This is a genomic window from Herbaspirillum sp. C7C8, from assembly GCF_022627875.1.
GTDB lineage: Bacteria > Pseudomonadota > Gammaproteobacteria > Burkholderiales > Burkholderiaceae_D > Herbaspirillum.
This window is the reverse complement of sequence record NZ_JABXGG010000007.1, coordinates 96,723-119,471: the sequence shown is the minus strand read 5'-3', so window position 1 is coordinate 119,471 and position 22,749 is coordinate 96,723. Positions and strand designations below refer to the sequence as shown.

General features: G+C 63.9%; 18 protein-coding genes. 6 read left to right on the top strand and 12 right to left on the bottom strand.

Annotated features, from left to right (window positions below):
- Positions 1–36 precede the first annotated feature (36 nt).
- Together HWE01_RS10785 and HWE01_RS10780 are read left to right on the top strand one after the other, a co-directional pair.
- Entirely contained in the window at positions 37–1,320 is a 1,284-nt protein-coding gene (locus HWE01_RS10785; RefSeq protein WP_008325685.1) for a chloride channel protein, read from the top strand.
- 202 nt (positions 1,321–1,522) lie between these two features.
- The gene (locus tag HWE01_RS10780; protein ID WP_008325688.1) at positions 1,523–3,646 is read left to right on the top strand and encodes a TonB-dependent receptor; all 2,124 of its coding nucleotides are present in this window, start codon (positions 1,523–1,525) and stop codon (positions 3,644–3,646) included.
- Positions 3,647–3,671: 25 nt separating this feature from the next.
- Here HWE01_RS10780 and HWE01_RS10775 read toward each other — a convergent pair whose 3' ends face one another.
- From HWE01_RS10775 to HWE01_RS10720, 12 genes are all read right to left on the bottom strand, one after another.
- Positions 3,672–4,655 (bottom strand): M48 family metallopeptidase, encoded by a 984-nt coding sequence (locus HWE01_RS10775; protein WP_008325689.1) that lies wholly within the window; start codon positions 4,653–4,655, stop codon positions 3,672–3,674.
- 52 nt (positions 4,656–4,707) lie between these two features.
- Positions 4,708–5,493: a lysophospholipid acyltransferase family protein gene (locus tag HWE01_RS10770; protein WP_008325691.1), complete on the bottom strand. Its 786-nt coding sequence runs from the start codon at positions 5,491–5,493 to the stop codon at positions 4,708–4,710.
- Between the two features lie 55 nt (positions 5,494–5,548).
- Entirely contained in the window at positions 5,549–6,106 is a 558-nt protein-coding gene (gmhB, locus tag HWE01_RS10765) for a D-glycero-beta-D-manno-heptose 1,7-bisphosphate 7-phosphatase (protein ID WP_175342663.1), read from the bottom strand.
- Between the two features lie 91 nt (positions 6,107–6,197).
- Positions 6,198–8,318, bottom strand: coding sequence for a glycine--tRNA ligase subunit beta (gene glyS, locus HWE01_RS10760; RefSeq protein ID WP_241821814.1), 2,121 nt, complete (start codon positions 8,316–8,318; stop codon positions 6,198–6,200).
- 81 nt (positions 8,319–8,399) lie between these two features.
- Positions 8,400–9,317 carry a glycine--tRNA ligase subunit alpha gene (gene glyQ, locus HWE01_RS10755; protein WP_175342665.1) on the bottom strand — a complete coding sequence of 306 codons (918 nt, stop codon included), beginning with the start codon at positions 9,315–9,317 and terminating at the stop codon, positions 8,400–8,402.
- 120 nt (positions 9,318–9,437) lie between these two features.
- A complete protein-coding gene (lnt, locus tag HWE01_RS10750; protein WP_241821813.1) occupies positions 9,438–11,063 on the bottom strand; it encodes an apolipoprotein N-acyltransferase in 1,626 nt (541 codons plus the stop codon).
- A gap of 27 nt (positions 11,064–11,090) precedes the next feature.
- The gene (locus HWE01_RS10745; RefSeq protein WP_034349678.1) at positions 11,091–11,969 is read right to left on the bottom strand and encodes a CorC family transporter; all 879 of its coding nucleotides are present in this window, start codon (positions 11,967–11,969) and stop codon (positions 11,091–11,093) included.
- A gap of 211 nt (positions 11,970–12,180) precedes the next feature.
- Entirely contained in the window at positions 12,181–13,824 is a 1,644-nt protein-coding gene (locus tag HWE01_RS10740) for a methyl-accepting chemotaxis protein (protein ID WP_241821812.1), read from the bottom strand.
- Positions 13,825–14,143: 319 nt separating this feature from the next.
- The gene (gene ybeY / locus HWE01_RS10735) at positions 14,144–14,599 is read right to left on the bottom strand and encodes an rRNA maturation RNase YbeY (protein ID WP_008325707.1); all 456 of its coding nucleotides are present in this window, start codon (positions 14,597–14,599) and stop codon (positions 14,144–14,146) included.
- On the bottom strand, positions 14,586–15,713 hold the full coding sequence (locus HWE01_RS10730; protein ID WP_241821811.1) for a PhoH family protein: 1,128 nt from the start codon (positions 15,711–15,713) through the stop codon (positions 14,586–14,588). The genes ybeY and HWE01_RS10730 overlap by 14 nt, the downstream gene beginning before the upstream one ends.
- A 30-nt stretch (positions 15,714–15,743) precedes the next feature.
- Positions 15,744–17,084, bottom strand: coding sequence for a tRNA (N6-isopentenyl adenosine(37)-C2)-methylthiotransferase MiaB (gene miaB / locus HWE01_RS10725; protein ID WP_008325709.1), 1,341 nt, complete (start codon positions 17,082–17,084; stop codon positions 15,744–15,746).
- 193 nt (positions 17,085–17,277) lie between these two features.
- Complete coding sequence (locus HWE01_RS10720; RefSeq protein ID WP_175342819.1) at positions 17,278–18,129, bottom strand: LysR family transcriptional regulator; 852 nt, start codon at positions 18,127–18,129, stop codon at positions 17,278–17,280.
- A 195-nt stretch (positions 18,130–18,324) separates the two neighbouring features.
- On the opposite strand from HWE01_RS10720, the gene HWE01_RS10715 reads away from it, so the two are divergent.
- The 4 genes from HWE01_RS10715 (at position 18,325) to HWE01_RS10700 (ending at position 22,747) form a co-directional block, all read left to right on the top strand.
- Complete coding sequence (locus HWE01_RS10715; RefSeq protein ID WP_241821809.1) at positions 18,325–18,933, top strand: cysteine hydrolase family protein; 609 nt, start codon at positions 18,325–18,327, stop codon at positions 18,931–18,933.
- A 414-nt stretch (positions 18,934–19,347) separates the two neighbouring features.
- A complete protein-coding gene (locus tag HWE01_RS10710; protein WP_241821808.1) occupies positions 19,348–19,977 on the top strand; it encodes a nucleoside/nucleotide kinase family protein in 630 nt (209 codons plus the stop codon).
- Between the two features lie 106 nt (positions 19,978–20,083).
- Complete coding sequence (locus tag HWE01_RS10705; RefSeq protein ID WP_241821807.1) at positions 20,084–21,034, top strand: ABC transporter substrate-binding protein; 951 nt, start codon at positions 20,084–20,086, stop codon at positions 21,032–21,034.
- 120 nt (positions 21,035–21,154) lie between these two features.
- Positions 21,155–22,747 carry a sugar ABC transporter ATP-binding protein gene (locus HWE01_RS10700; protein WP_241821806.1) on the top strand — a complete coding sequence of 531 codons (1,593 nt, stop codon included), beginning with the start codon at positions 21,155–21,157 and terminating at the stop codon, positions 22,745–22,747.
- Positions 22,748–22,749: the final 2 nt, after the last annotated feature.

Genomic DNA, 22,749 nt, shown 5'->3' with positions numbered 1-22,749 from the left:
ATCCGTGCATCAACAGAACAACAACAGGAACGCCAATTGAGCCTCTACCAACTCTCCAAAAGTCATCTGCGCCGCCTGTGGGTCGAATACGGCATCCTCTGGAGCGGCGCCATCATCGTTGGCCTGGTCGCGGTGCTGTATGCCCAGGCCATCGAAATCGGTTTCGGTGTCTTCCGCAGCATCGAGCACAAATCCCCCTGGCTGCCGCTGCTGCTCACGCCAGCAGTCTGCGCCGCCTGCGTCTGGCTCACGCGCCGCTACTTCGAGGGCTCCGAAGGCAGCGGCATTCCGCAGGCCATCGCCACCCTGCATGGCGACACCGCCGAACGCGGCAGCGTGCTGCTGTCCCTGCGCGTGATGGTCGGCAAGATCGTGCTGTCGATCGTGGCCATCGCCGGTGGCATGACCATCGGTCGTGAAGGTCCGACGGTGCAGATCGGCGCGGCCATCATGTACAACCTGCGCCGACTGTATCCGGCCGGATACGAGCACATGGAGCGCCGTCTGATCCTGGCCGGTGCCGCTGCCGGCCTGGCGGCCGCCTTCAACACGCCGCTGGCGGGTATCGTGTTCGCCATCGAGGAACTCTCGCGCAGCTTCGAGCAGAAGGCCAGTGGCGTGGTCATCACCACCATCATCTTCGCCGGCCTGGTGGCCCTGTCACTCAATGGCAACTATACCTATTTCGGCTCCATTTCCTTCCCTGGAGAAACCAGCGGCCGCCTGATCCTGGCCGTGATCGTCACGGCGGTGCTCATGGGCGTGGCCGGTGGATTGTTCTGCTGGTGCATTCTCAATCCGACGCGCTGGATTCCCGCCACGATCGTGACCCTGCGTGCCGAACGTCCCGTCGCCTTCGCTGCGCTGTGCGGTTTCATCGTCGCGGTCATCGGTGTGGCGGCCGGCGGCGCCACCTTCGGCAGCGGCTACGAGCAGGCGCATGGCTTGCTCAATGATGGCCAGGAACTGTCGGTGTTCTATCCCTTCCTCAAGTTCGCCTCCATGGTCGGTTCCTACCTGCCGGGCCTGCCGGGCGGCATCTTCGCGCCCTCGCTGTCCATCGGTGCCGGCTTTGGCAACCTGCTGCACCTGCTCTTCGGCGGCACCTCGCTGCCGATGCTGGTGGCGCTGGCCATGGTGGGTTACCTGGCGGCCGTGACGCAATCGCCCATCACCGCCTTCGTGATCGTGATGGAAATGGTTGACGGCCATGCGCTGGTGATTTCGCTCATGGCCACGGCGCTCATTGCCTCGGCCGTGTCCAAGCTGTTCGCCCCGCCGCTCTACGAAACCCTCGCGGAACGCTACATCAAGCACTGACCCCGGCGTTGCTTCACAGGCTGCGTCAATTTGACGCAGCCGCCAATACCCGCTCTCCACGCACCTGCCCGCCCCCTTCGTCATATTGTCGTGCTGCACGCGACAATATGTCGCAGTCCCTCGTCGTTTTGCTCGCCCATAATCGCGCGCTCTACCTGCCCGCGCAGACGGGCAGTTCGATAACGACAACCTGGGGATTTCCATGCAGCTTACTCCTTGCGCCTGCGCCATCGCGCTGGCCTTCAGCGCTTGCGGCCACGTCCTGGCCGAAACCACTTCAGAATCCGACAGTGCATCCTTGCCCACCGTGACCGTGCGCGGCGACAAGCCTGCCGTGACGACGCCGCTCAAGGCCGACAGCAATGCGCTGCTCGCCGATGAAGCGGCCTATTCCAGTGCGGCGGCCGGTGGTGTCTCGGCACTGCCGGTCTTGAACGGCTTTGCCGCCGACCGCCTCAAGATCCGCCTGGATGGCATGGAGGTCACGGCCGCCTGCGGCAACCAGATGAACGCCCCCATGTCCTATATGCCGCCGGCGCAGGTCGGGATGGTGCGGGTGATGGCCGGTCTCACACCGGTCAGCGTGGGCGGCGACAGTATCGGCGGCACCATCGAACTGGCGTCCCCGGCTCCGCAGTTTGCCGCGCAAGCCGGTGAACTCTTGACCAAGGGCGGCTTCTCGGTGGCTGCACGCAGCGTCAATTCGGAAGTATCGGCCTCGGTCGATGCCACGGTGGCCAGCGACCGTCTCTCGGTCCATTACGTGGCCAGCCAGTCGCGTGCCGAGAGCTACGTCAACGGCCGCGGCGACAAGGTGCTGGGCAGCCAGTTCCAGAGCAACAACCACGCAGTGACGGTGGCCGCGCGCGGCGACGGGCAGCAACTGGTGTTCAAGGCCGGGCAGCAATACATCCCCTACCAGGGCTTCCCCAATCAGTACATGGACATGACCGGCAACCGCTCCACCTTCGCCAACCTGGGCTATGAGCGCCGCTTCGACTGGGGCAAGCTGATGGGCCGTCTCTACTGGCAGCGTACCGAGCACGAGATGGGCTTCTTCAGTGCCGAGCGCACCGGCACCATGCCCATGCAGACGCGAGGCCGCGACCTGGGCTACAGCTTGCGGGCCGACATCGACCTGGCGCCTGATGGCAGCAGCGTGCTGCGCCTGGGCAACGAGTACCACAGCTTCCATCTGGATGACGACTGGCCCGCCGTGCCGGGTTCGATGATGATGGGCCCGCGCACCTATGTGAACATCAACGACGGAAAACGCGATCGTTACGCTCTTTTCGCCGAATGGGAGGGCAAGTTGAGTGAACGTTGGCGCACAATCGTGGGACTGCGCGATGAGCTGGTCAGGACCGACGCCGGCAACGTGCAGTCCTACGGCACCAACATGATGAACATGGCTGATCTGACGGCCGCCAACGCCTTCAACGCACGCGGCCATGCGAAGACCGACAACAACATCGACCTCACCGCGCTGGCGCGCTTCACGCCCGATGACGGGCAGACCTGGGAATTCGGATACGCTCGCAAGACGCGCTCCCCCAATCTGTACGAGCGTTATACCTGGGGACGAGGCACCATGGCCATGACCATGACCAACTGGTTCGGTGATGGCAACGGTTACGTCGGCAACATCGACCTCAAGCCCGAAGTGGCGCATACGCTCTCGGCCACCGCCGACTGGCATGCGGCAGACAAGCAGGGCAGCGAGCCGCGCTGGTTCTTCAAGCTGACACCGTATTTCAGCTATGTGGAGAACTACATCGATGCCGATGTCATCGGCACCTTCAAGCCTTACAGCGTCAGCACGGCCTCCGGCGCACTGCTGCAATTTGCCAACCACGATGCGCGCCTGTTTGGCATCAATGCGTCGTGGAAGTGGCCACTGTGGCGCTCGGCCGGTCTGGGGGACATCGCCTTCACCGGCAAGGCCGGCCTCACGCGTGGCAAGCGTGTCGATGGCGGCAACCTGTATCACATGATGCCCTTGAACGTACTGGCCGCGCTGGAACAGCAGCAGGGGCCCTGGACCCATCGTGCCGAAGTCAGTTACGTCGCCCGCAAGACGCTGGTGGACAGCAATCGTCTGGAACCGGTCACGGCCAGCTACACGGTGTTCAATCTGCGCAGCAGCTATCAGTTCAATGCGGCCATCAGCGTGAGCGCAGGCATCAGCAACCTGTTCAACCGCAACTATGCGGATGCGTTGGGCGGGGTTTATCTGTCGGGATTGGCCAAGTCCAGAAGCGGTAGCCTGCAAGCCTTGCCGGGCTACGGGCGCTCGCTGGATGTGGGCGTCAACGTGCGGTTCTGAGCCGCAATGGCCGGGACCGGGCCGGTCAGAAGATCGGCAGGGTCTCCGGTGCGCTGTCGCGCAGGGCTTTCTTGGCCGATTCGAATTCGGGGAAGATCGATTGCACCGTGGCCCAGAAACGCGGGCTGTGGTTCATCTCGCGCAGGTGTGCCAGTTCGTGGGCAATCACGTAATCAATCAGTGGCAGGGCGAAGTGTATGAGCCGCCAGTTCAGGCGGATGCGCGCGTCCGAGGTGCAGGAACCCCATTGCGTCGTGGCCGAGGACAGAGCATAGGAGCGATAGCGTACACCCAGTTTTTCTGCATAGATCATCAGGCGCTTGCCGAACAGCTCTTCAGCCCGTGCCTGCATCCACCCTTGCACGCGATCCTTCAGCTGCTGCTCACCGGCATCGGCCGGCAGGCTGATGTTGAGTTCGCGCGTGAGCTCGTCGAGCAACACCGCCTGGCGCTGGCCGGTACGGATGCGCAGCGTGATGTCGGCACCCAGGTAGGGCAGGGTGGCGCCATCGCGCCACTGCATCTGCGGTTGCAGGCGGCGCGCCGAACGCTCGCGGCGCTCGTTGAGTTTGCTCAGTATCCAGCGCTGCTTTTCGCGGATGGCGTTGTCGATCTCGGCTAACGTGACCCACTTGGGCGCGGTCACGCGCAGGCCTTCGTCACTGACCAGGAAGCCGATGGTACGGCGCTTGGAGCGCAACAGCGCAAAATCGATGGTGTGTTCGCCCAGCTGGATGCGGCGCTTGCCATCGGCCGGACGGGCCGTGGTCGGTGGGGACAGCAGCGGGCCGGGGGGCGCAGGCGGTTCGGCAATGAGCGGTGGTGGCAGCGGTGCCGCGTGGACCACTGGATGCGGTGTCACGATGAGCGGAGGTTGCACCGTCGGCGATGGCAGCGCCGGACCCGGATCAACTGGCGCGGCGGCCGGAGCAGCGGCGGGCGCGCCAAACAAATCCAGTTGCAGCGAGAGCTGGTCGGGATTGGTCTTGGGTTTGCGGAGCAGTATCAAGGCAGTCGCGGCGTCCTGTGTTGCTGTTGGCTAAGGAGTTGGCCGCGCGGCATTACTGCGATGCAGTCGAGGCGGCCGGCCGGGGCGCGCTGTTCTTGTAGACGTCCGGCGAAATCACGCGCATCTCGGATTCTATCCAATTTTCGACGCGCTCGTTCAACTCCTGGGGATTCAATCCTTCCGGCGAAATCGGCTTGCCGATCGAGACCGTGATGACGCCCGGCTTCTTTACGAAGCTGCCCTTGGGCCAGCACTCGCCCGAGTTCACCGCCACGGGCACCACCAGCGTGTTGGTTTCCACCGCCAGGCGCGAACCGCCGGCCTTGTACTTGCCTTGCGAGCCGACCGGGGTACGCGTACCTTCCGGGAACATGACGATCCACTGGCCATCGCGCAGACGGCGGCGGCCATGTTCCAGCACTTGCGCAAAGGCATCGCGGCCCTTCTTGCGATCGATGGGGATCATGCGCAACAGTCCGATGCCCCAGCCGAAGAAGGGGATGTAGGTCAGTTCCTTCTTGAATACGAACACCAGCGGACGCGGCATGTTGATGACGTAGAAGATGGTCTCCCAGGCTGACTGGTGCTTGGAGAGCAGGATCACCGGCGCATCAGGCAGGTTCTCGGTGCCGCGCATTTCGTAGCGGATGCCGCAGATGACGCGCGCGGTCCAGATCACGAACACGTTCCAGCGTGACGTCCACCAGTAGCGCTGGGCGTAAGGGAAGGGGGCCGACAGCAGGCAGGCGAAGGACCAGATGATGGTGGCCACGGCCATCAGGACCATGAAGACCACCGAACGCAGAATCAGGACAAGGCGCAAAATCGTTTCTCCCATGCCGGAGCATGTTGTTGTAATGAATGGGGTTGGCTGCGCGGTCGCAGTGACGGCACTATACCGAGACCCCGACGGGCGACTTCAGAATGAAATCAACCACCGCCGATAAATCCGGGAAAACCAGCGTGCCCGGCGGCAAGCCACCCTTGGCCTGGGTCTTCTCGCCCTTGCCGGTCAGTACCAGATAGGGTGCGCAACCGGCCACGTAGCCGGCCTGCAGGTCACGCAGCGAATCGCCGACGGTGGCCACGCCACCGCGCAGGCTGATGTTGAAGCGCCTGGCGATCTCGTGGAACATGCCCGGCTTGGGCTTGCGGCAATCACAGTTGTCATCGGCCGAGTGCGGGCAGAAGAACACTGCGTCGATATCGGCGCCGGCCTGCTGGGCCGCATTGTGCATCTTCTGGTGGATGGCGTTGAGGGTCTGGATGTCGAACAGGCCGCGCGCCACGCCGGACTGGTTGGTGGCCACCACCACGCGATAGCCGGCCTGGTTCAGGCGCGCGATGGCTTCCAGCGAACCCTTGATGGGGATCCACTCGTCGGGCGACTTGATGAAGGCGTCGGAATCATGATTGATGACGCCATCGCGGTCGAGAATGATCAGTTTCATTCCTGCTTTCCTTCATGAACACCGCCGCGCCAGGACAAGCCCGTGCGCGGCGGTTCGGTGTTGCGTGTGCGACAGCCGGTAGCGGGATGGATTACGCCGCCAGCTTGGAAATGTCGGCCACCTGGTTGAGCATGCCATGCAGCGATGCCAGCAGGGCCTGGCGATTCTTGCGCAGCTGCTCATCCTCGGCATTGACCATCACGTCGTTGAAGAAGGCGTCGACGTTCTGGCGCAGCTGCGCCAGGGCCTTGAGTGCGCCGGCGAAGTCACCCGCTGCATAGGCCGCCTGCACCTGCGGGCGCGTGGTCTGCATGGCCGCGAACAGGCCCTGCTCGGCGGCTTCCTGCAACAGGCTTTCCTGCACGGCACCGTGGGCGTCGATGGCCACGCCTTCAATCTTCTTCAGGATGTTGGTGATGCGCTTGTTGGCGGCGGCCAGGGCCTCGGCTTCCGGCAAGGCGGCGAAGGCTTGCACGGCTTGCAGGCGTTCCACCACGTTGTCCAGCACGTCGGGCTGCTGCGCCACCACGGCTTCCACTTCGTTCTGCGCAAAGCCGCGCTCGCGCAGCAGGCCGCGCAGACGGTCGTAGATGAAGGCCTGCACATCGGCACGCGGATCCTTGAAGTTGGCGTTGCCGGCAAACAGCCCCACCGCCGCATCCAGCAAGGCACTCAGCGACAGCGGCAGACGCTTCTCGACCAGCATGCGCAGCACGCCCAGGGCATGGCGGCGCAGGGCGAACGGGTCCTTGTCGCCGGTGGGCTGCAGGCCGATGCCCCAGATGCCGACCAGGGTTTCCAGCTTGTCGGCCAGGGCCACGGCGGTACCGGTGGCGGTGGTCGGCAACGCATCGCCGGCAAAGCGTGGCTGGTAGTGCTCGGAGGCGGCCAGTGCCACCTCGTCGGCTTCGCCATCGTGACGGGCGTAGTAGGTCCCCATGATGCCTTGCAGCTCGGGGAATTCACCGACCATGTCGGTGAGCAGGTCGGCCTTGGCCAGCAGTGCGCCGCGCTCGGCCAGCTTGACGTCGCCGCCCAGCAGGCTGGCGATCTTGCCGGCCAGTGCCTGCACGCGCTCGCTGCGTTGCAGCTGGTTGCCCAGCTTGTTGTGGTAGACCACGTTGGCCAGTTGCGGCACGCGATCGGCCAGGGATTTTTTCTTGTCCTGCTCGAAGAAGAACTTGGCATCCGACAGACGCGGGCGCACCACGCGCTCGTTGCCGCCGATGATGTGTTCGGGGCGATCGGTCTCCAGGTTGGAGACGATCAGGAAGCGCGAACGCAGACGGCCATTGGCGTCGGTCAGCGCAAAATATTTCTGGTTGGTCTGCATGGTCAGGATCAGGCATTCCTGCGGCACGGCCAGGAATTCATCCTCGAACCTGCATTCATAGACTACCGGCCATTCCACCAGGGCGGTCACTTCATCGAGCAGCGCTTCCGGCATCAGCACTTGATCGCCACCGGCCTTGGCCAGCAGTGCGGTGCGGATTTTTTCGCGGCGCTCGGTGAAGCTGGCGATGACCTTGCCTTGCGTGGCCAGTGCCTCGACATAGGCGTCCGGCGAGGCGATCTGCAGCGCGCCCGAGGACAGGAAGCGATGGCCCAGCGTGGTACGGCCGGCATCCAGGCCCAGCGTATTGATCGGCACCACGTCGTTGCCCAGCAGTGCCACCAGGTAGTGGGCCGGACGCACGAAGTGCACGGTCTCACCGGCGGCGCGGCCGAACTGGCGCTGGTAGCTCATCACCTTGGGGATGGGCAGCTTGGACAGGCTCTCGTCGAGCGCCGCCTGCAGGCCCACGGCCAGGGCCGAACCCTTGGCGGTATAGGTGTAGAAGAAGCTCTCGGCCTTGCCATCCTGGGCGCGTTCCAGCTGGTCCGGGGTGATGACGGTGGCACCGGTGGAGGCGGCCAGTGCGGCCAGCTTCTTGACCAGCGGTGCCGACGGGCGGCCTTCGGCGTCCAATGCGACGGCTACCGGCAGCACTTTTTCGCGGATCGATTTGTCCGGTGAGGCGGCGCGCACTTGCGTGATGGAGACGGCCAGGCGGCGCGGCGTCGCGTAAGCGGTGGCAGTGGCGCCGGCATCGAGATAGCCGCGGCTTTGCAGGCCATTGAAGATGCCGGTGGCGAAGGCATCGCCCAGCTTGGCCAGCGCCTTGGGCGGGAGTTCTTCGGTGACGAGTTCTACGAGGAGTGTCTGGTTCATGTTGTCTGTCTTGCTGTCTTGCTCGGGACGCCGGTCCGGCGAAAACCGGACCGGCGCCGCATCATGTCATGGCGTTGCGCTTCAGGCCGCAGCCTTGGCCGGACCTGCGCCCAGCATGGGGAAGCCCAGGCGCTCGCGCGATTCGAAATAGGCCTGCGCCACCGCCCGCGAGAGATTGCGGATGCGGCCGATGTAGGCCGCGCGCTCGGTGACCGAAATGGCGCCACGGGCATCGAGCATGTTGAAGGTGTGGGCGGCTTTGAGGACCTGCTCGTAGGCCGGCAGCGCCAGCGGCACTTCCATGAGGCGCTTGGCTTCGGCTTCGTAGTTGGAAAACAGCGAGAACAGGAACTCGGTGTTGGAATACTCGAAGTTGAAGGTGGATTGTTCCACTTCATTCTGGTGGAACACGTCGCCATAGGTCAGGTGCTTCTTGACGCCGTTCTCGGTCCACTCGGTCCAGACCAGGTCATAGACGTTTTCCACGCCCTGCAGGTACATCGCCAGACGCTCGATGCCGTAGGTGATTTCGCCCAGCACCGGCTTGCAGTCGAGCCCGCCGACCTGCTGGAAATAGGTAAATTGAGTCACTTCCATGCCATTGAGCCAGACTTCCCAACCCAGGCCCCAGGCGCCCAGGGTGGGGTTTTCCCAGTCATCCTCGACGAAACGCACGTCATTTTTCTTCAGATCCAGCCCCAGCGCCTCCAGCGAGCCCAGGTACAGGTCCAGGATGTTTTCCGGGGCCGGCTTCAAGACTACCTGGTACTGGTAGTAATGCTGCATGCGGTTGGGGTTCTCGCCATAGCGGCCATCCTTGGGACGGCGCGAGGGCTGGACGTAGGCGGCACGCCAGGGTTCCGGGCCGATGGCGCGCAGGAAGGTCGCGGTGTGCGAGGTCCCCGCGCCGACTTCCATGTCGTAGGGTTGCAGCAGTGCGCAGCCCTGGGCGTCCCAATATTCTTGCAACTTGAGGATGATTTGTTGAAATGTCAGCATCGTGTGTGGTGGCCTGGCGAACCGGCGGAGGAATTGCGAAAACCTTGAATTTTAGCGCCTTTTGGGGCGTTTGACCCGGTTTTGCCGGGGCGCGGCGCCGGCCGGCCCTCGGGGAGGATTTCAGTGACGGATGCGCGCGGCCTTGTTGCGGCCCCAGGCCAGCAGCAGCATCAGCAGGGCCAGCCCGACGACGAGCTTGTTGCCCAGCAGAATGTAGGGCGTCTGGCCGGCATAGCCCTGTACCCGCCCGGAGAGCACCCCGCGCGTGTAGGGGGCCAGTTCGCTGGTGGCACCACCCGGCAGGATCACGGCCGTGGCGCCCGTGTTGGTAGCGCGCAGCATCGGACGGCCCGTTTCCAGGGTGCGCATCTGCGAGATCTGCAGGTGCTGGGGCAGGGCAATCGAATTGCCGAACCAGGCGATGTTGGACAGGTTCAGCAACAGGCTGGCCTGCGGCTGGCCGGCGCGATAGGCAGCGCGCAGCTGTTGGGCGATTTCTTCGCCGAACAAGTCTTCGTAGCAGATGTTGGGCAGCACCCACTGGTCCTTCACGCCGAAGGGCGACTGCACCGGCGCTCCGCGCGTCATGTCGCCCAGCGGGATGTGCATCAGGTCGACGAACCAGCGAAAGCCCGTCGGAATGAATTCACCAAAGGGCACCAGGTGATGCTTGTCGTAGCGATACGGCATCAAGGCAGAACCCACGCCCGGACCGAAACCCAGCACCGAATTGGCATAGAGCTGCGGGCCGTCGGACAAGGGGATGCCCAGCGCCAGGTGACTGCCGCTGTTCTGCGCGAAACGGGCCAGTCGCTCCAGGTAATCCGGCGGCAACTGTTGTGGCAGCAGCGGGATGGCGGTTTCGGGGGTGGCGATCAGGTCGGCCGGGGCGGCGCTGATCATCTGTTCATACATGCCCAGGGTAGCGACCAGGGCATCGCTGGAGAATTTCATTTCCTGCGCAATATTTCCCTGCAACAGGCGCACCGTGATCGGCTGGCCTTGCGGCGTGGTCCACTGCACCAGTCGCAGCGCCACGCCGCCGGCGCACAGCAGGGCGGCGACACACAATGGAAGGATGATGCGCTGGCCGGTACCGGCCACGCCCTTGCGCGACAGGCCCATCCACAGCAGTGCCAGGCTGCCCGCGATCAGCGCCGCGATCCAGCCGATGAAATAAACCCCGCCCAACGGCGCGAAACCGGCCAGCGGACCCACCGTGTGGGCATAGCCCGAGACCAGCCAGGGAAAGCCCGTCAACACCCAGCCGCGCATCCATTCCGACAAGGCCCATAGTGCCGGCAGCATGAACAGCGCCAGCAGCAGCGGAGAAGACGACCAGCGATGGCGCAGCCAGCCCGCCAGTGCCGTGGCCACACCGGCATACAAGCCCAGGTAGAGTGCCAGCAGACCCACCGCCAGCGCCGCCATCCAGCCCGGCATGCCACCGTAGTCGTGCATGCTGATGTAGAGCCAGTGCACGCCCGCCGCCGCCCAGCCGAATCCGTACAACCAGCCGCGCAGGAATTGTCGGCCGGTGGACGCCTGCGGCTGTGCCAGCACGCCATGGAACAGCCAGGCCAGGGCCAGGATCTGCAGGGGCCACAGTTTGAAGGGGGCAAAGGCGAAGACGTTGACGGCACCAGCCAGTACCGGCAGCAACAGCGCCAGCGCCGTGCCGAGGCGACCGCGCGCAGCAGTGGCGCCGCGTGGCAGCGGCAGGTTTTGGGAAGAGGGGGAAGTCACAGTGGCTACGGCAGGCAGGTCAGGCGATCATTCTTGGTCCAGCGGCGCCGCAGGCAGCCTGGACACCAGCAGCACATGCACCTGGCGCGCATCGGCGCGCAGCACTTCGAAGTGCAGGCCATCGATGTCGAATTCATCACCCTTGCGCGGCACGCGGCCCACATGGTTGGCCACCAGGCCACCGATGGTGTCGGCATCGTCATCGGAGAAGCGGCTGCCCACTTCTTCATTGAACTGTTCGATCTCGGTCAGCGCCTTGACGCGCCAGCGCGGGCCGTGCGGGCCATCTTTGAGGGCCAGCACATTGTCTTCGGCTTCATCGAAATCGTATTCATCCTCGATGTCGCCGACGATCTGTTCCAGCACGTCCTCGATGGTGATCAAGCCGGCCACGCCGCCGTATTCGTCCACCACCACGGCCATGTGATTGCGGTTGGCGCGAAAGTCGCGCAGCAGCACATTGAGACGCTTGGATTCGGGAATGAAGATGGCCGGGCGCAGCATGTCGCGCACGTCGAAGGAGTCCTCGGCGTAGTAGCGCAGCAGGTCCTTGGCCAGCAGGATGCCGATCACCTTGTCGCGCTCGCCATCCACGGCGGGGAAGCGCGAGTGGGACGTGGCCAGCACTTCGGGCATCCAGGTTTCGATCGGCTTGGAAATATCGATGGTGTCCATCTGCGAGCGCGGCACCATGATGTCGCGCACGGCCAGGTCGGAGACCTGGAACACGCCTTCGATCATCGACAGCGCGTCGGCATCGATGAGATTGCGCTCGTGGGCGTCGTGCAACACTTCGAGCAGTTCTGCCCGGTTCTCGGGCTCGGGGGAAATCAGTGCGGTGAGTCGTTCAAACAGGGAACGATGAGGTTTAGCGTCAGATTTGACGCTACTAGGGTGATCTTGCATGGCGTTAGGCGCGAGCCCGACGTAGTTTCGAAGAGCCATAGGATACAACAATTATGTGACAAGTCCACTAAAGGCCCCGCCACAGCGGGCTGCGGCCCTGCTTGCATCTTGGCAATGGTGACGTCTTCATCTCGCTGCAGGCTGCAAAAAAAAAACCGGCATCCGCGATGCCGGCAAATACGTCCTCAGGGAAAAATCGTCAGTGTGGTCTTCAGGCGTAGCCCAGTTCTTGCAGCCCGCGGCCGCTCAGCGCCTGCGCCGGTGCCTGTTCCAGGTGCCGGACCGGAATGGCCGTGGCCTGGGCCGGTGCCAGCTTGAACACGCTCACCAGTTCGGTCAGGGACACGCTCTGCTGCTGCATCGAGGCAGCGGCAGCGGCGGCCTCTTCCACCAGGGCGGCGTTCTGCTGGGTGGTTTCGTCGATCTGGGCCACTGCATTGTTGATCTGTTCCAGGCCGGCGGTCTGCTCGGCGCTGGCGGCGCTGATGTCCTGCACGATGTGGGTCACGCTCTGGATGCTCTTGACGACCTCATCCATGGTCGAGCCTGCTTCGCTGACCTGCTTTTCACCCGCGACGACCTTGGCGACCGACTCATTGATGAGGGCCTCGATTTCCTTGGCGGCCACGGCCGAGCGCTGGGCCAGGGAGCGTACTTCGGAGGCGACCACCGCGAAACCGCGACCCTGCTCGCCGGCACGGGCGGCTTCCACGGCCGCGTTCAGAGCCAGGATGTTGGTCTGGAAGGCGATGCCGTCAATCACGCTGATGATGTCCACGATCTTGTGCGACGAGGTGCTGATGGCGTGCATGGTCTCGACCACACGGCCCACCGCGGCCCCGCCCCGGGTCGCCACATCGGATGCGTTGTCGGCCAGGCGCTTGGCCTCGCGGGCATTGTCGGAAGTCTGCTTGACGGTGGCCGTCAGCTGTTCCATCGCCGAGGCGGTTTCCTGCAGGGAACCGGCTTGCTGCTCGGTACGGTGGGACAGGTCCATGTTGCCGCGCTTGATTTCATCGGAGGCCACGGCGATGGTGTCGGTGCCCTGGCGCACTTCACCGACGATCTGTACCAGACTGTCATTCATGCCCTTCAATGCTGCCATCAACTGACCCATCTCATCCTTGCTGGTGACTTCGATGTGGCTGCCCAGATCACCCGACTGCACGCTCTGCGCCACGCTCACGGCCTGGGCCAGCGGGCGGGAGATCGAGCGGGTCAGCAGCCAGGCGACCAGCCCCCCCAGCGTCAGGGCTGCCAGGCAGGCCACGATCATGGTCCACTTGGCCATGTTGTAGGCGGCTTCGGCCTGTTGCACGTTGTTTTCGGAATTCTTGCGCAGCTCCTTCTTGAACTGTTCCACGTGCGCAATCACGCGGTTGAGAATGGGCATGCAGTCCTTGACCAGAGAGGCGCGTGCCGCCTCCTGTTGCTGCGAGGTCGCCAGATTGACAATGTTGACGGCGATCGGCAGATATTGCGCTTCCAGCTTGCGCAACTGCTCCAGCATCTCGCGCTCTTGCGGTGTGGTGACCGGATGCTGCATCAGCTGGGACAACTGGCTCATGCCGGCATCGATATCCTTCTGCGAGCTGCCAACCAGGTTCAGATCCCCCTTCTGCTCGGCCGTCCCTTGCACCAGCGCAAGATTGCGTGCGGCAATGGCGCGCAGGCCGATGGCGAATTGCACCTTGGAAAGGGCTTCCAGCTTGCCCTCATCGACGGAGGTCAGGAAGACGATACGATCATTCAGACGCGACACCTGCTGCAGGCCGAAGGCGGCCACCGCCACCAGCAGGACCAGTACGGCGGCAAAACCAAGGCCAAGTCGCTGGCCGATCTTCAAGTTCCTCATGACATCCCCCCGATAGGAATTGGTATGCAAGCATTCTCGTTCAGCCAGAACGCGCTTCCCATCGGGATTTTCCTGAAATGTCGAGTTAAATATCAAGAGAAAATCACGGTTCGATTGTTGCTCCGATATGAAACGAAAAATTCGATGATCGCATCGGGAAAACCGATTACTTTTTTGATGGATAAATCAGCAATAACGTGAGGCAAAGCAACAAAAATGAAAGTCGGCGGAAATGCCTCCGAAAAAAAACGGCCTGCATCAGCAGACCGTCCGGAGCAACCAGCCGGCTCTTGCCTCAACGGCAAGAGCGCTGCCGCGTTCAGCGTGACTTGTAGGGATTGTCATAACCCAGGGTCGCCAGGATCTCGGTTTCCAGGGCTTCCATTTCGTTGGCTTCCTCGTCGTCCTCGTGGTCATACCCTTGCGCATGCAGCACGCCATGCACGACCAGATGGGCGGTATGTTCTTCCACGGTCTTCTTCTGCTCGGCCGCTTCCTTCTCCAGCACATCGGTGCAGAAGATGATGTCGGCTTCGGTGACTTCGCTGTCCTCATCCTCGGTATAGGCGAAGGTCAGCACGTTGGTGGCGTAGTCCTTGCCGCGATAGTCGCGGTTGAGGTCGCGGCCTTCTTCCGAACCGACGAAGCGCAGCGTCAGTTCGGCCGGCGCAAACAGGGCCGCCTGCACCCAGCGGCGCAGGAGAGGGCGGGTGATGCTGTCCTTGAGGCGGTCGTCGGCATATTGCACCGACAGCGTGAGTTTATGTTTTGGCATGGCGCGGCTTGGCGGATTTGGTCAGGAGATTGGTGGCAGTGCGGGCAGTGGCGCGCGCGGTATCGGGTTTGGCGTTGCCGGCAGCATCATAGGCATCGACGATGCGCGCCACCAGCGGATGGCGTACCACGTCGGCACTGGTGAAGCGCGAGAAGGCGATGCCGCGCACATCGTGCAGCACCGACAGTGCATCGACCAGGCCGCTCTTCTGGCCGTGATGCAGGTCGACCTGTGTCACGTCACCGGTGATGACGGCCTTGCTGCCGAAGCCGATGCGGGTCAGGAACATCTTCATCTGTTCCGGCGTGGTGTTCTGCGCCTCGTCGAGAATGATGAAGGCGTGGTTCAGCGTGCGGCCGCGCATGTAGGCCAGTGGTGCGATCTCGATGGCCTGCTTTTCGAAGAGCTTCTGCGTACGATCAAAACCGAGCAGGTCATACAGCGCGTCATACAGCGGGCGCAGATAGGGATCGACTTTCTGAGCCAGGTCGCCCGGCAGGAAGCCCAGACGCTCGCCGGCTTCCACCGCCGGACGGGTGAGCACGATGCGCTGCACGGCGTCGCGCTCCAGCGCATCGACCGCGCAGGCCACGGCCAGGTAGGTCTTGCCGGTGCCGGCCGGGCCGACGCCGAAGGTAATGTCGTGTTCCAGGATGGCGTTCAGATACTGGCTCTGGTGCGGCGTGCGTCCGCGCAGGTCATGCTTGCGGGTCTTCAGGATGGGACTCTCGGGCAGCGGGTCCTGGCTGTCCTTGTCTTCGGTGGCGGCAGCGGCGGCAGCGGCGGCTGCCCTGCCGCGCCGCGCGGGCAGCGGCGGCAGGCCCGCTTCTTCATCGGCGGCGGCGTTGGCGCGCTGCTCGACCAGGGCCAGCTGGATATCGTCCACCGCCACGGGGCGGTCGGCTTTCTCGTAGAAGCGTTCCAGTACTTCCACCGCACGCTCGGCATTGGTGCCGGTGACCACGAAGCGGTCACCACGGCGGAAGATGGTCACGTCCAGCGCGGCCGAAATCTGGCGCAGGTTTTCATCGAGCGCACCGCACAGGTTGGCCAGGCGCCTGTTGTCCAACGGCTGGGGCGTGAAGTGATGGGGCTGGTTGGGGATTTTTTTCAACGCACGATTCCGGTTAGGGGGATTGAATCATCAATGACGGGGCACGATCTCGCCACGCAGCGAGAAAGGGAAGGCTTCGGTAACGCGGACCTCGATGATCTCGCCGATCAGGCGCTGACCGTTCGGGCCACCGTCGAAGTTGACCACGCGATTGCTCTCGGTACGGCCTTGTAGTTCATGCTCGCGGCGCTTGGAAACGCCTTCCACCAGCACCTTTTGCACCGTGCCGACCTGCGCCGCACTGATCTTTGCCGCGTTGTCATTGAGCGCGGCCTGCAGGCGTTGCAGGCGCGCCAGCTTGACCTCCTGCGGGGTGTCGTCGGCCAGGTTGGCCGCAGGTGTACCGGGACGCGGGCTGAAGATGAAGGAGAAGCTGTTGTCGAAGCCCACATCGGCCACCAGTTTCATGAGCGCTTCAAAATCTTCCTCGGTCTCGCCGGGGAAACCGACGATGAAGTCCGACTGCACCGTGATATCCGGGCGCACCTTGCGCATGCGGCGGATCACCGACTTGTATTCCAGCGCCGTATAGCCGCGCTTCATCGCGGCCAGCGTGCGGTCCGAGCCATGTTGCGCCGGCAGGTAGAGGTGATTGCAGAGCTTGGGCACCTTGGCGTAGGTGTCGATCAGGCGTTGCGAGAATTCCTTGGGATGACTGGTCACGAAGCGGATGCGCTCGATGCCCGGCAGCTCGGCGATGTATTCGATGAGCAGAGCGAAGTCGGCGATCTCGCCATCTTCCATCACGCCGCGATAGGCGTTGACGTTCTGGCCCAGCAGCATGATTTCCTTGACGCCCTGGTCGGCCAGTCCGGCCACTTCGGTGAGCACATCCTCGAAGCGGCGCGAGACTTCCTCGCCGCGCGTGTAGGGCACTACGCAGTAGCTGCAATACTTGCTGCAGCCTTCCATGATGGAGACGTAAGCGGTGGCACCTTCCACTCGCGCCGGCGGCAGGTGGTCGAACTTCTCGATCTCGGGGAAGCTGATGTCCACCTGCGGGCGGCCGCTGTAGCGCCGCTCGGAAATCATCTGCGGCAGGCGATGCAGGGTCTGCGGGCCGAACACCATGTCCACGAAGGGCGCGCGCTTGATGATGGCGTCGCCCTCCTGCGAGGCCACGCAGCCGCCCACGCCGATCAACAGATCAGGATTGTCCTTCTTCAGCGCGCGCAGGCGGCCCAGGTCGGAGAACACCTTCTCCTGCGCCTTCTCGCGAATGGAGCAGGTGTTGAGCAGGATCACGTCGGCCTCTTCCGGACGGTCGGTCTTGACGAGGCCTTCGGCGACATGGAGCACGTCGGCCATCTTGTCCGAGTCGTACTCGTTCATCTGGCAGCCGAAGGTTTTGATGAATACTTTTTTCTGCATAAATCGTTATCAGGGCAAGAGCGCAGGAAGGACGCATGGAACATGCGCGCGCCGGCGAGGAGGAGGGCGGCGGGCCGCTGGAATCGGTTGCTGCAGCGGTGGAGGAGCCCATCCCCGGAGGTTCGCGATTATAGCACCGAGCGTCGCGGCCAGCGCCCGCGAGGGCGCGCCGGGCTTGTCTGCAAGGCAGATATCACAGTTGCGCGCAGCAGTCCTGCAGCCAGGCCAGCACCGCCCGTAGCCGCGGCAGGGCTTTCAGATCGCGATGGAACACCGCCCACAGCTCGCGCTGCAGCTGTGGCGTGGACTCCACAGTCTGCAGTTCCGGGGCCAGCAGATAGCTCGGCAGCAGGGCCATCCCGACCCCGGCGCGCGCCGCCATGCACTGCGCCACCAGACTGGTGCTGCGAAAACGTACCGGGTTGCCGGCCGCATGGGCGGCGATCCAGTGCGTCTCCGGAATGTCGGGCACGCCATCGTCATAGGCCACGAAGGGCGTCGACCTGGGCGCGCGCCGCCAGTGCGCAATCTTCTCGGCCGTGCCACAGAGGTAGAAGCGCACCGCACCCAGTGGCCTGGCGATCAGCTCGCCATCCTGCGGCTTGCCGAAACGCAATGCCAGGTCGGCCTCACGCCGGGCCAGGCTCAGGGTCTGGTGCCCCATGGCCAGTTCCACATCCAGCGCCGGCCATTGCTGCAACAGCTGCGGCAGGCGCGGGGCCAGGAACATCGTGCCGATGGCATCGGTGCAGGCCAGGCGCAGCTTGCCTTCCAGGCGCAGGTCCTCCCCTGCCAGAGTGCGCGCCAGCTGGCGCGTCTGTTCCTGCATGGCGCGCGCGGCAGTGAGGACACTCTCGCCCAGGCGCGTCAGTTCCACATCCTCGGCGCGACGCAGGAACAGCGGGGCTTGCAGGGCGTCTTCCAGTTGCTGCAGACGACGGCCGATGGTGGCATGCGTGACGCCCAGCGCACGCGCCGCACCGGAGAGGCTACCGGCCTCGATGAAGGCGGCGAAACTGCGCAGGCTCTCCCAGTCGGCATCCAGGGCTGCATGCACGGTCTGGTGCGCAGGTACGCGCACGCTCTTCGAGGAGGCTGTTAATTTTTTCACAGGTGGGTGGCGATTTCGGTGAATGGCAGTGCGAATTTTATCGGACTAAGATGATCCGTCCCTGTGCATTTCCGAACAGCTGCTGCGTTTTTTTCAATTTTCTCGAACTTTTTTTCACAAGGAACTGCCATGTCCACACCTCAGACCCTGATCCAGATTGCCGGTGGCAGCGCGCGTGCCGCCACCTGGCAAGAGGCCGTCCTGCTCATCATTGACCATCAGACCGAATACACCACCGGGCGTGCGCCCCTGGCCGGCATCGATGCTGCCGTCGGCCAGATCGCCGAGCTGTTGCGCCAGGCTCGTGCCGCCGGTGCGCCGGTGATTCACGTCGTCCACCATGGCAAGCCGGGCGGGGCCATGTTCGATCCGCAAGGGCCGCATGTGGCCATCATCGATGGCGTGGGGCCGCAGGGTGACGAGCTGGTCCTGCCCAAGGGCCTGCCCAATGCCTTCGCCGGGACCACCCTGGATGCGGCCCTTGGCAAGACCGGGCGCAAGTCCCTGATCGTGGCCGGATTCGCTACCCACATGTGCGTAAGCGCCACCGTACGTTCGGCGCTGGACCACGGCTATGCCTCGACCGTGGTGGCCGCCGCCTGCGCCACCCGCGACCTGCCGGATCCGCTGGGCGGTGCACCGGTGCAAGCAGCCGAGGTGCAGCGCGTGGCGCTGACCGAGCTGGCCGACCGCTATGCCACCGTCGTGGCCGACGCGGCAGCGCTGGCCACGGCCTGAAAGGGTTCGGCAATCTTCCTTGCGCCGCCCGGCGCATTAAGCAAACAAGCAAGGACGCTCCCCCTCCGGTAGCGTCCTTTTTTCATGTCTCTGACTTACTCATAAGCAGATCGATATTGAAAATATTCGAGGAAAATTTCATCGCCTTGACGACGCGGAACTAGCAATAATTAGAAATTACGTATGAATATTCAGGAGCGCTGAGATTTGAGAGACGGAATCGCTTAGTTTATCGGCTTTCCGAAATTTTCTGATGCTGCCATCCGGCTGGCACGACAGCCGCCAGCAGCCTGGACAACGGGAGAGGAAAGCACGGCAGAAGGCCTTGCTGTTGTGCTGTATTTCAATAAGGAATGCGCCTGGCGCGTACGGACTGCCCTCGGTGCGGTCCTTAGAAAAAGGAATGAGTCGACCATGATTCCGGCAGTCTTCAGCGACCGGCTTGCGGCGCTGCTGGCCCGTGGCCAGCGCACCCTACTCGGCATTGCCGGCCCACCCGGCAGCGGCAAGTCCACCCTGGCCCAGGCGCTGCTGGCGCATGTTCATAACCAGGGCCTGAGGCAGGCCGTGATCTTGCCCATGGATGGCTACCACCTGGCCAATGCCGAGCTGGCACGGCTGGGCCGCGCCTCACGCAAGGGCGCGGAAGATACCTTCGACAGTGCGGGCTATGTCCGGCTGCTGTCACGTTTACGGCAGCAGGGTGCCGATGAAGTCATCTACGCCCCGCAATTCTTGCGCGAGATCGAGGAAGCCATTGCCGGCAGCATCGCCATTGCTCCCGAGACACGGCTCATCATCACCGAAGGCAATTACCTGCTGCTCGACCGCGGTCACTGGGCGCACGTGCGGCCTTTGCTCGATGAGGTGTGGTATGTCGATATTGACCCGGCACTGCGTCGGCAGCGCCTGATCGCCCGCCACGTGCAATTCGGTCGCACTGCCGAGCAGGCCGCGGCCTGGGTCATGAACAGCGACGAAGTCAATGCAGCGCTGATCGAGACCACGCGGACTCGCGCAGACCAGATTTTCCGCCGGGACTGAGCTGCCCGGCGCACATGCAAGCAGCAAGCAGCAAGCAGCAAGAAGAAATGGGGCCGCAACGGGCCCGGCCATCCCCCTCGCACTTCCAACAAGAACGGAGACAAGCATGATCAAGAAAACCCTCGCCATTGCCTGCGCCACTGTCTGGCTGGCTGCCGTCACAATGCCGTCGCAGGCAGCGGACAAGCCCCTGAGATCCGTTGGCGTCACCCTCGGCGACCTCGCCAACCCCTTCTTCGTGGCCATTGCCAAGGGGGCCGAGAGCGGCGCGCACAAGATCAATCCGGCCGCCAAGGTCACCGTGGTCTCCTCCAAGTACGACCTCAACACCCAGGTGGGGCAGATCGAGAACTTCATCGCCAACAAGGTCGACATGATCGTGCTCAACGCGGCCGATTCCAAGGGCATCGGCCCGGCCGTGAAGAAGGCGAAGAAAGCCGGCATCGTCGTAGTGGCGGTGGACGTGGCCGCAGAGGGCGCGGACGTGACCGTCATGTCGGACAACACCATGGCCGGTGCCGAGTCCTGCAAGTTCATCGTCGACAAGCTGCAGGGCAAGGGCAACGTGGTCATCGTCAATGGGCCGCCGGTATCGGCGGTGATGGATCGCGTCACCGGCTGCAAGGCCGAGTTCAAGAAGTCGCCCGGCATCAAGATCCTCTCCGACAACCAGAACGCCGGCGGCAGTCGCGATGGCGGCATGACCACCATGTCCAACCTGCTGGCAGCGCACGGCAAGATCGATGGTGTCTTCGCCATCAACGATCCCACCGCCATCGGTGCCGAACTGGCCATCCGCCAGGCCAAGCGCAGCGACATCAAGCTCATCACCGGCGTGGATGGTGCGCCCGATGCCGAGCGCGCGCTCAAGGACAGCAAGTCGCTCTTTGCTGCCTCGCCAGCGCAGGACCCCTATGGCATGGCCGCCGAGAGCGTGGCCATCGGCTATCAGGTCATGAATGGCCACACCCCGGAGAAGGCCGTCAAGCTGCTGCCGGTCAAGCTGATCACGCGTGACAACGTGGCCGACTACAAGGGCTGGGTCCCGGCCAACTGAGGCCGCCGCTGCACCGGCTTGCCGCGCAGGCGGGCGAGCCGGATCCGCCGTCCCTGCGGCCGGGACACGCCCCTGTTTCGGGACGTTCCTGCCACCAGGCGGCAGCTTTCTTCGAATGCCATGACTTCCACTCCCATTTTGCAGATGACCGGCATCAGCAAGTCCTTCGGGGCCACGCGCGCGCTGTCGGATATGCAGCTCACCATTCGCCCCGGCGAGATCCATGCGCTCATGGGCGAGAACGGCGCCGGCAAGAGCACCCTCATGAAAGTGCTCTCAGGCGTGCATGCACCGGACGGCGGACAGATCCTGCTGGACGGCAAACCGGTGTCGCTGCGCGACCCCGGTGCCAGCCGCGCCGCCGGCATCAACCTGATCTACCAGGAACTGGCGGTGGCGCCCAACATCAGCGTGGCCGCCAATGTCTTCATGGGCAGCGAGCTGCGCAGCCGCTGGGGCCTGATCGACCATGCCGCCATGCGCCAGCGCACCGATGCCGTCCTCAGGCAACTGGGCGCGGCCTTCCGTGCCTCCGACCAGGCCGGACGACTCTCCATCGCCGAACAGCAGCAGGTCGAGATCGCCCGCGCCCTGGTGCATCGCAGCCGCATCGTCATCATGGATGAGCCGACGGCTGCGCTCTCCGAACGCGAGACCGAACATCTCTTCGGCGTGGTACGGCGGCTGCGTGACGAAGGCCTGGCCATCATCTACATCAGCCATCGCATGGCCGAGGTCTACGCCCTGGCCGACCGCGTGACGGTGCTGCGCGACGGCAGTTTCGTAGGCGAACTGGCGCGCGAGCAGATCGATTCCGAGCGCATCGTGCAGATGATGGTGGGCCGCTCGCTGGGCGAGTTCTATCAGCACCAGCGCATGCCCCCGGAACGCGCGGCGGCGCTGCCGGTGGTCTTGCAGGTGCAGGACCTGGCCGGTGGCAAGGTCAGGCCCGCCAGCTTCTCGGTGCGCGCCGGCGAGGTGCTGGGCTTTGCCGGACTGGTCGGTGCCGGACGTACCGAGCTGGCGCGCCTGCTCTTCGGTGCCGATGCCCGCAGTGGCGGTCATGTCCTGCTGGAAGGACGGGGGCTGCGGATCGACGGGCCGCGTGCGGCGATGCGGGCCGGTATCGCCTATGTGCCGGAAGACCGCAAGGGCCAGGGCCTGTTTCTGCAGATGGCTGTAGGCGCCAACGCCACCATGAACGTGGCTGCGCGTCACAGCACGATGGGACTGTTGCGCAGCCGTGCGCTGGCGGGCGTGGCGCGCGATGCCATCGCTCGCCTCAATGTCAAGGTCGCGCATCCCGAGGTGACCGTGGGCAAGCTTTCCGGGGGCAACCAGCAGAAGGTCTTGCTGGCGCGCTGGCTGGAGATTGCGCCCAAGGTCCTGATCTTGGACGAACCCACGCGGGGTGTGGATATCTATGCCAAGAGCGAGATCTATCAACTGGTCCACAAGCTGGCCGAACAGGGCGTGGCGGTGGTGGTCATCTCCAGCGAGCTGCCGGAAGTCATTGGCATCTGTGATCGCGTACTGGTCATGCGTGAGGGCCGCATCAGCGGCGAACTGGCCGGTGCGGCCATCACCCAGGAAGCCATCATGCACCTGGCCACGGATGCCGGTGGCATGCCTGCTGCGCATGGCCAAGGCGAACTGGCTTCCGGCATGCCGCGCGCGGGCTTGCCGTCTTCTTCCTCTTCTCATTCCTCCTAGTC